12 protein-coding genes, 1 tRNA gene and 1 pseudogene are annotated in these 9,240 nt (G+C 42.0%); 2 read left to right on the top strand and 12 right to left on the bottom strand.

Features of this window, described 5'->3' with window-relative positions; translation table 11 throughout:
* Positions 1–101: 101 nt before the first annotated feature.
* From HMPREF9412_RS12150 to HMPREF9412_RS31705, 11 genes and pseudogenes are all read right to left on the bottom strand, one after another.
* Complete coding sequence (locus tag HMPREF9412_RS12150; protein ID WP_009591822.1) at positions 102–518, bottom strand: hypothetical protein; 417 nt, start codon at positions 516–518, stop codon at positions 102–104.
* A gap of 203 nt (positions 519–721) precedes the next feature.
* Positions 722–865: a phage terminase small subunit-related protein gene (locus HMPREF9412_RS32045; RefSeq protein ID WP_009591824.1), complete on the bottom strand. Its 144-nt coding sequence runs from the start codon at positions 863–865 to the stop codon at positions 722–724.
* A gap of 681 nt (positions 866–1,546) precedes the next feature.
* Positions 1,547–1,762 (bottom strand): hypothetical protein, encoded by a 216-nt coding sequence (locus tag HMPREF9412_RS12160; RefSeq protein ID WP_009591796.1) that lies wholly within the window; start codon positions 1,760–1,762, stop codon positions 1,547–1,549.
* 198 nt (positions 1,763–1,960) lie between these two features.
* On the bottom strand, positions 1,961–2,392 hold the full coding sequence (locus tag HMPREF9412_RS12165) for a DUF3888 domain-containing protein (protein WP_441295368.1): 432 nt from the start codon (positions 2,390–2,392) through the stop codon (positions 1,961–1,963).
* Positions 2,393–2,449: 57 nt separating this feature from the next.
* Positions 2,450–2,844 (bottom strand): annotated as a pseudogene (locus tag HMPREF9412_RS32050) (DNA modification methylase); the annotation flags it as partial.
* Positions 2,845–2,970: 126 nt separating this feature from the next.
* A complete protein-coding gene (locus tag HMPREF9412_RS12170) occupies positions 2,971–3,459 on the bottom strand; it encodes a hypothetical protein (protein ID WP_036672021.1) in 489 nt (162 codons plus the stop codon).
* 20 nt (positions 3,460–3,479) lie between these two features.
* Entirely contained in the window at positions 3,480–4,325 is an 846-nt protein-coding gene (locus HMPREF9412_RS12175; RefSeq protein WP_009591826.1) for a hypothetical protein, read from the bottom strand.
* A 402-nt stretch (positions 4,326–4,727) separates the two neighbouring features.
* Positions 4,728–5,219 carry a hypothetical protein gene (locus tag HMPREF9412_RS12180; RefSeq protein WP_139083939.1) on the bottom strand — a complete coding sequence of 164 codons (492 nt, stop codon included), beginning with the start codon at positions 5,217–5,219 and terminating at the stop codon, positions 4,728–4,730.
* A 568-nt stretch (positions 5,220–5,787) separates the two neighbouring features.
* On the bottom strand, positions 5,788–6,276 hold the full coding sequence (locus HMPREF9412_RS31700; RefSeq protein ID WP_009591797.1) for a hypothetical protein: 489 nt from the start codon (positions 6,274–6,276) through the stop codon (positions 5,788–5,790).
* Entirely contained in the window at positions 6,260–6,415 is a 156-nt protein-coding gene (locus HMPREF9412_RS32895; RefSeq protein WP_009591815.1) for a hypothetical protein, read from the bottom strand. The genes HMPREF9412_RS31700 and HMPREF9412_RS32895 overlap by 17 nt, the downstream gene beginning before the upstream one ends.
* Positions 6,416–6,640: 225 nt before the next feature.
* The gene (locus HMPREF9412_RS31705) at positions 6,641–7,033 is read right to left on the bottom strand and encodes a hypothetical protein (RefSeq protein WP_009591809.1); all 393 of its coding nucleotides are present in this window, start codon (positions 7,031–7,033) and stop codon (positions 6,641–6,643) included.
* A gap of 11 nt (positions 7,034–7,044) precedes the next feature.
* Between HMPREF9412_RS31705 and HMPREF9412_RS12195 the strand changes: the two genes are divergently transcribed.
* Entirely contained in the window at positions 7,045–7,437 is a 393-nt protein-coding gene (locus HMPREF9412_RS12195; RefSeq protein ID WP_036672024.1) for a helix-turn-helix domain-containing protein, read from the top strand.
* Between the two features lie 307 nt (positions 7,438–7,744).
* Positions 7,745–8,440 (top strand): ImmA/IrrE family metallo-endopeptidase, encoded by a 696-nt coding sequence (locus HMPREF9412_RS32055; protein ID WP_175320764.1) that lies wholly within the window; start codon positions 7,745–7,747, stop codon positions 8,438–8,440.
* A gap of 704 nt (positions 8,441–9,144) precedes the next feature.
* Here HMPREF9412_RS32055 and HMPREF9412_RS12210 read toward each other — a convergent pair.
* Positions 9,145–9,216: transfer RNA gene (locus tag HMPREF9412_RS12210), tRNA-Thr, on the bottom strand.
* Positions 9,217–9,240 lie beyond the last annotated feature (24 nt).

The following is a 9,240-nucleotide window of genomic DNA, read 5'->3' on the forward strand; positions in this document are numbered from 1 at the left end:
TCAATTATATTTCGTAGAATTCAGCTCAGGGATAAAAAACAAGGCACACCGGTCCAGCTTTGTGTTGCACCGGCAACGCCTTGTTGCTTGTTCAATTCGATCTACAGAAGAGCGGTACGAATCTGCTTCTCGTCATCAATCAGGAAATTCATCAATTTCACCGCTTTGAGCTTTTGAGCCTGAACACGGGTCAATGCATCTTCGATCTTCAGGATATCGTCAATGGCCCGATACTCCGTCTCTTCTACTTGAGATTCAACCATCTCGGTCCGGGTAACAGGGATTGTCTTTGTGATCCCTGACATCTCATCATGCACGGTCAATACATCCTTGATCCCTTTAAGCTCGTTCAGGACCCTTCGTTTTTTCTCGGTCAATCCATTCATCAGCTTACCGATCCGCTGAAGCATGCGACGCTCTCGAATAGACAACAGTTTAATAGCTTCATCAGCCTGTTGAATCGGATCGGTGTCGACTTGATCAACAAGATCCTGCTCATCCTCTTCCAGTGCATCCATCAGATCGTCTCAAACTCACCCGTGGTAACGGCCTTCTTGTTTCTCGGCGGCCCGCCGGGGCCACCTTTATTGCCTACAGCTCGTTTATTGCCTGCAGGAGCTCCACTGCTATTACCAATAGCGTTCTTGTTCCGTTTGGGTGCTCCGCGTTTAGTAACGTTACCTTTCGATTCATTGGTAACGTTACTATTCAAATCGTTGGCTCATTTGTCCTGGAATTTCCACTTTCGGTCCTGCGTCTCCCCAATAGAAAGAGCGGCGGCGATGTCCTTTAACTTCATCGTCCCGCCGCTCTCCAGCCACATTTGCTTTGCCTTGTCCCGCTCGGGACTTCTCTCTCTAGCCATGCTACACCATCACCACCCCCAACAACTCAAAAAAAGTAATTAAATGTTTGGATGTACCCGATATTACATTTGTGTAACGAAAAATAAAGAAGAGAGGTACTTTATGGATTTTGTGAATTTAACCCCGTATTTTATTGCTGCCTTTATCATTATTATTCTTGAGTGGATAACACTGCTATCAATGATCCAGACCCTAAACAAAAAATTGTTAAGGAAAACATCTATCTTTGATTTAATAAAATCAGATTACGATGCTATTGATTCACTATATAGGTCGTATAAGTCGCTTTCTTCCCATAAATTAAAAATAATAAAGTTAAACTTGGAATCTTCAGATCCGTCCTTAAGTGTCCACAAGCAATTAGTGGAATTATTCAGCAAATTAATATTCACAGCAGCGATCGCTTTCATAGGTTACTCACTTACAACATCTTCTGCACTCTTAGCATATCTAAATGCAAACAAAGAGGAGCTTAAGAAATTCAACTCACAAAAATGGATAAACGATGTTACCGACATATTAAATAACTTTAATTTTGGATATTACTTCTATCACTTGATTTTCGGCATTTCCTTGATTTTATTCATTATTGTAGCAAACCATATATTTATCTCTACTACTAAGCAAAAAATACTGAAGCGTCACATAAGCATCGTAAGCGAAGTGTATAAAGAGAGCTCTCAAAAGTGATCTCTTTGTAACTCAATATCTATTTCTATCAGCTTCTTCAAATCATCCACCGTCTTGATCTCAATCCGGCCATCTTGAAAGTCCTTGACCCACTTGGCGATGCCGGCTTTGACGATCTTGCGGTATTGTTCCTTGCTCCCAAGGATACCTTCCATGACTGCGAGCTCATGCTGCATAAGCAACTCTTTATTCTCAGGTGTTCCCATTGTCGTTCCCCTCGGCTTTCCGTTATGATGGAATGCGAGATAGCGGATGTCAGCTAAATGCCGCGCGCGGCGGGCCGCTATCTCAGCCGGGGGATACCCTGGTCGAAGGGGAGGACGTTACCGCGTCCTCCTTTTTTTGTTTTCAGGCAGATTATCAAGCAATAAGAAAAGCCGTCTGACTGCAGACGGCTAATATATCTAGTTTATTAATATATCTAAATAATTTGGAGGGAAGTCATCCTTATTAGGTCCCTTTAAGTGCTTCACACTAATAAGCTTCACTTTATCAGTTGATATTTCAAAGGTAAAGCGATCTCTTCCCACAGGAATATGCGGGCCTACAGTGGGAACAACCTCTAAAGTTATTAAGAAAACGAATTTGCGAAAACCGTTTACTCTTTCAACATTAATTACATCTACAAAATACGGATACAATTGTGGTGTTTGAGTTAACAAAGGTGCATAAATTTGTGGGAGCTGCTCGTCTATATACGGTAATAGAAAAAGCATTAGCATATCTTGAAATTGTAACTCCCTCGACTCGTCAGGCTTATTTATTTCTCCATAACAGAACCCTGCCTGCAGTAACGCAGTCAGTACCAAAAAAATTACGATTATCCTTTTTGTCAATGAAAGCACCATCCTTCAGAGGATTTACAACTTTATCCTTTGAAGGATTGAGATGGTTTATACAATACGATGGATAAGAACAGGTTTAATGCCGGTTGCCTCCTGGTATCGTCGTTTAATGACGTCACAGAACTTCGGATCGATCTCCATGGTCCGGCAGGGCCGATCCAGTTGGTCGCACGTGGACGACTGCTGTTCTTGATCGGTATGGCAAGTAACTCCAGCGGCTTTTGTGTCGGATGAACGTACTTGCCGACGTCACCTCGGGACACTTCCCAGACCGTGGATGGTTGAGGTTCCTCCAAAGGGAGCCCAGCACGCCATACAGTGGTCTGTCGGCGGTCGCCGTACCAAGCTGGGGCCTGCCCTTTAATATGAGCGTAGAATACCGGCTCATGCTGCCAACGGTACTGCGACCAACCAAATGAAGCCGCGTTCTTCACCCATACGCAATATATAGCATTTATCTGCAGAGAGATCCGTTAGAGCATTGCGTCCGGTGCCGGCCGCAGTAAAATAAAACAACTGTGCAAAAAGGACATGGTTTAGAAAACCATGTCCTTTGCCTAATTAAGTACTTATAAGACGCCTTTTGTTTGTAATAGTTGAAGATATTTTACATAATAGTCATTGTCAAGTTTGCATTCTTCTGGTGTAATCCCTTTCATTATGGTTAAGTCACTAACCAGACTATTACATAAACCCTGCACAGTAAAGTTACTTAGTGTCTCACTATCATTGCTTATTAAAATTACGCGTATTAATTTTCCAGCCTGAATCTTACTCCAATCAGTTTCGAACTGTTCCGAAGGGTGATCTTTAAAGTACTCTTGATGATACATTTTTTCTATTTCATTAAATTTTCCATCCAGAGTTTTCTTATCATCTATTTCGAAACACTTGTAAATTGAATCGAAGTCAACATCTGGGTCATTTATTAAATCAATTAATGTCGATTTTGGAATCTCCTTGGCGGAGTATTCTTTTACCAACATCTCCTCGACTTCGATATTAGTATATTTAAGCGGGTACCCCTGTTCGATGAATATCTTATGAAGTCTTTCCACTTAACTACACCTCCAGAGTTTTAGAAGAACGAGTGCCCACCGACACGATTCCATGTATGGTAGTGGTAATAATATCCGAACCCAAGACCAGGACCGTGAATTTCTGGTCCGACTGGCTCCTTACCGCCTCCCGCTCTTTGTGCAACTTTTACAGCACCTGACAAAGTTTTAGACCAAACGTCATTACCAGAAACGTCCTCATCACCATTAAATGAAGTAAGACGGAATGCTGCATAAGACTCTGTGATAGCTGGACCGATCCAAACATCTCCTTGCACTACTCTTGCATAATAATGATTATACTCTTTGTTTCGAAGAGTATTGGCAATAGAATCAGTTCTTGCAAATTCAATCTCATTAAGTATTATGACAGCGGCTGTTAGCAAAAGAGCCTCAATCAACTTTGCTCCAACAATTGTAATAAGAGGAGCAAGCCAAACAACCATTGGTCTAATCTCGGAGTCATCCGATCCGACAGTCGCTGTCTGTCCTGTTGCTTGATCCTCATATGTAACTATAGCCCCTTTTTCATCTGTAAAGTCGTCCAAGCTAAGGGCAAATTGTTCTACATTATCATTGTTTGTCAGGGAATTTATTGAATATGGGTTAGGATTAATTTCGTCCGCTTCATAAGTTGTAAGCGTTATTTCTTTTGTTTCTTGATCTTGAACTAATATTCCGACCAACCCATCTACTTCCGTTTTCAACCGAATCTCATTCTCGTCATTAACAAGGACCTCAACTCCGTCTAGTTGCTCCAATCCTTCAGCTTTAACGGTGGACGAGGGATTTACAAGGTTAACTACTAGCAAAGCAAATGCTAGTAATACAGATAATAATTTTGTGTAATTCTTTTTTAGTAACACGGTCTACATTTCTCCCTTACTATTTAATATATTTTTAAAAATTAAAGATAAACCTCCTTTCTTTTGAATTAATTGTAAATTATATATAATTATAACGGCAGGTCAAGGAAAATAATTACATTTCTAAATTTTCAATTTATTTACTTTTTTTCATATAATTATAGTTACATATATGTTTCCCTATCAAAGTTAACTTGTTTGCTGTGCTCTCTATTCCCAAAGTTCTACAACCGGGATGGTATTATCGCCAATAAATAGAAAAAGTGAGAAGAGTTACGCCCCGGTCATATGCCGCATTCATGCAGCCGTGCGTGTCATTCTCGCCTTTTTCTATGCTCCTATCGTAACATGGCCAAATCGTCAGGTGGTCTTCAACATTTCTTTTTTTGTCCCACTTTGTCGTCAAAATTCTTTGCATATTTCCTCAAAGAATCCCATCAACTTTAACGTGTTGGCCATGCTCTCGATGCCTTCACTGATCCGCCGGTCCACAGTGCTATGCGCTACGCCGCGCTTCATAAACAAAATGGTCTCCTTCCGGCTGTACCCTTGTAGAAACCGAAGGTCAATCGCTTGTTTTACTTCGTCTTCGAGAATCTGACTGTGAGCTCTACGTATCATTGAAGAATAAATTCTATTTTGGCCGTACACCCACTTCTGTTTTTCAGTAAGTATCACCGCGTTCGCCGTCTTATCCGCATGGAGATCCTCCTGATCGATGCGACGAGCTGCTTCTCCGTCAATTGCTACCTGAGCTAATTCTTTCTGATATTTTTCGAAGTCGCTCATGAATAGCTGCATGGATTTAAAATTGCTGAGGTAGAATTCCGTCGTCTGGATCTCATCCTCAGATGCTTTAGCGAAAAGTTCCCCTTGTCCCCATACCATCGCCATTCCCCTCAATCCCCTTTGTGATATAATCGGTGAGAGGAATATATTTCCGATTGCCCCCCGCCCCTACCACGGATTAGGGGGTCTTTTCATTTAATTTAATATAATCTCCTATATATCAGATCGCTGCCTACTTACTCTTTTCGAGGTGAAAATGATGAATGGTAAGAAATTTGTTATTATCATGGTTCTTGTTTTGCTTGTAATATGCGGTTGCTCTTTAGTCGTAGCACAACTCTTGAACTCACTTGGTCGCCCAGACATCTAAAAATCAGCCTTACCTTTCAATTTGCTGTCTCTTTTAACCGCCGACGTTTAAAGTCAAACCCCATTCGCTCCAACTTCCCTCGAACACCGAGCGCACTTTTTCCTAACACCGCACCTATTGTTTCGTAACTATATCCTTCCTGAGCCATACGCAGCAACGTCTGGACCTCATCTGGTGTAATATTTGATCAGGTTATTCAGGCGGACTGGCCCATTTTGAGGTTAAGATCATGGATTCGTCGTTTTATGGACGATTCCGATCGGTTAAACATGCGGGCTAATTCCGGATAAGTAATTTCGGTTTTCAGGATTGAGCAAGTCTCTGGTCCTCTGCAGGCGTCCAATCAACAGATTGCCATGTTTTCTGAGACCTTAATTGATCTGCTTTTCGTTTTACTTTGGCCCATTCAGGCTCAGGCCCGATTGTTCCTGGCTCCATTTTGGCTAGATTCAGCAGCTCTTTATGTTTCTCAGCCCATTTCCAGAAGTCGGAATAAGCTATAACCAAAACCCTCACGCTTTGAGCAAACAACTTCCTCTTAGCAGGCATCCCATAACGATTGATCCAGTTTTTCATGGTGGAGTATTCTCGACCAAGCGCTTTGCCAAGCTGGCAAACGGTTATACCGTCAAAGTTCGTCCTGGCATCGGATAACCCTATTCGTTGAGCCTTAAGCTTTACGGCATTCATGCTTTTACCCAGCCGTGTTGACATCCCCTTTATGCTGGTTACTCCCCACTGATCCTGAAGGTACTCAATTTCCTCTTTCGTCCAGTTAGGAAATCTCGCCATAACTACACCCCCAGTGAATGGAATTCAGCACCTTCGGTATCGTCAATAGTTCCGTAGACATCCCATCCCACTTTTCACGAATTTCTTTTGCTTTTGATTTGACCGCGGCTGCTTGCTTCGGCTGCAGGACAATCTCCATTGCTTCTTCCTAATGTTGAGCTGCTTTTGCATATGCTCTGCTGTGCATGTAATTCATCCAGTTCCAGAATTTTTGATTGCTGAAGGTCTTCACCTTCTGAAATACTCGTCTACGGGTCTGCTCATCCACTGTTACCCCTCCCCAATTTAAGAACTGACGTTCTGTTAAAACCATGTAATTAGGTACCCCGGTCTGTATCGACCGGGGGTTGCGACACTGTATCTATTAAGCGGCGCCGCCGTCCTTCATCATCTTGGTGACCATTTCCTTGTACCTTCTCCACTTCGGCTGTAATTGGCTCGATGTAATGCCTGCAATCCTTGAAATTTCACTCCATGTTTTGCCCTCATTTAGACGTTTTTCCAAGAACATAGGAAAATCAAATGGCAGCTCGTCGAAGGTAGGACGTTCGTTTAAAATGAACTGTTCCAGTTCATCCTTGTTTATCTCTTCATCGTTGGATGCCTGGCTTTCCTCAGTTTCAGAGTTCTCGTTCGCTGCAGGCTCGTGATCAGCATCCTCGAAGGTCATCTCGTGTCCATCCGGTTTACCCGCTTGCTGCTGTTCTTGCATCCATTTAGGAAGATCAGAACCTTTTTGCTTCGAACCCTCACCCATGACATCATATAATGAAAGGCTCAGAGAATCGCTCTAAGAAGGGATTATCACAGCAAGAATTATCTAATCGCCTTGGGTTTAATCATGCAACTTATGCACGATATGAAACCGGGGATACACAGCCTGATTTCGACACTCTTCAAAAATTAGCTGATTTCTTTGATGTTAGTACCGACTACATACTTGGACGAACTAATACCCTCATTTCATCTGATCGAGTTAATGGTTTTGATGAGAAAGAACAAGCTGAGTTTGAGGCCTTCATTATCAATCCAAATCACGGTATATTTTTTAAGGATTATTTGAGCGCTCCCGAGGAACGGAAAAAGGAACTCCTGCAGTTTTGGAGATTCATAAGAGAAGCAGAAAGAGACCGGAAACCTGGAGATAGACAGGGAGAGTAGAGAAAATCACTCGACTAATCATGGAAAAAAAGTTAGACAGCCAGAAACGGCTTTTCTTTTTGAATAAAAAACGAACGTATATTCCCGTATAGGAGGAATTTCCCTATGATCCGAATATGTATCATTACATCTGGACGAGATGCCAAATCAGAGCCAATGATTATAACCACCAGCAGTACTGAACTAAATAAGAAACCTAGAGAAAAAAATCACCGATACGGACACATCAGTACCCTATAGATGATCTCCTCTTCCGTTCAGCCGATGACGGCTTTTATTTTTACTGTTTATTCGAACGTACATTCCTGTGTTGGAGGTATCATCATGTTTAGATTTCACAAAATTAACCCCTCTAGAACAAATTGTTGAAGACCTATACAATGCACATGGAATCTCTTCACCGAAGCTACTGACAATTAGAGAAATAGCAAGACGGTTAAATGTTTGGGTATATTTCAAGCCAATCGTAAGCAAGGGATTAGAGATCAATCCAAATATTCATACCATCAATATCGATAGTCGACTTTCTCCTATTAAACAGTGGCTGGATTTTTTGCATGAGCTAGGCCACCTTCTTCGTCATGCAGGGAATCAAACGATCTTACCTAAACTTTTCACCCAGGCCCAGGAGATAGAGGCAGAAAATTTAGTTCTTTACGCCGCGATGCCATTCTTCATGATTTCTCAGTATAAACTTCCCGGCAATCGTAAGGATGCTATTCATTTTCTTGCTGCGGCATTCAAAGTCCCATTTAAATTGGCCGAAAAGAGGCTCGATCAAATTCAAAGAAGGGAGTTTGAAGGTACATTAATGAATTCATACATAAGATTCAATGTCGATCGTAACATACAACCTACTCCTCACATTGATGAGGTCGAAACAAAGATTTATGCCTATTACGATTCATCGGGGGATTCTCTTGGGCCTACACAAATCTACTCACATAATCCCAAACTTGGGTTCAATAAAAGCTACGAAACTAAAACCCCAACACTTCCATGACTTGTATCACAAAACCCTACTTGCCAAGCTTGCAGTTGGATCAATAAAAAAAGTTCATGTCATCATACTGGACGCTCTTCACCGAGCAGTTATTTGAGGCCTGGTATCACAGAACTAGCTCAATATGTAACCCTTCCCCAAGGGAAAAAGAAGAAATTTGAAGTGTGGAACGAGCTGCAGCTGAAAACGTTCCTTGATGCAGCAAAAGAAGACCAGTATTACACGGCTTTTGAATTGGCAGCATCAACAGGCATGAGACAAAGTGAGATCCTGGCCATACGCAGAGTAGATGTCGATCTATGAGGAGAATGGCTTCAGTCCGCCAAGCTTACACTCTTGCAGAGAAAGGACACGACTTTGACGATACCAAAAATGATAGTAGCGTACGATCAATCGCACTTTTCGCCAACACTGTAGAACTTCTCAGAGATCACTTGGATAAACAGGAATATGAAAGATGTAATAATAAACTCTATAAAGATTCGGGGTTTGTTATTCAAACCAGTACTGGAACTCCTGTAAGTCCTCGTAATCTAATGCGTAATTTCTACGCTTTGATCGAGAACAAAAGTGATCCTGTCGACGGTGAAAATAACACTTCATTAGTCTAAAGGGTAGAAAAATGGTAGGAGAACGGATTAAATAGCAAAGACGACCCGGTTCCCGAATGACGGAAAACCGCGCCGTTATTGACTTTATAAAGATGCTGGTGAAGGGAATTGAACCCCCGACCTACGCATTACGAGTGCGTTGCTCTACCCCTGAGCTACACCAGCACATGTGGTTCGATGATATTCCTC

Origin of the sequence: Paenibacillus sp. HGF5 (genome assembly GCF_000204455.1) — a bacterium.
GTDB classification, from domain to species: Bacteria; Bacillota; Bacilli; order Paenibacillales; family Paenibacillaceae; genus Paenibacillus_AQ; species Paenibacillus_AQ lautus_A.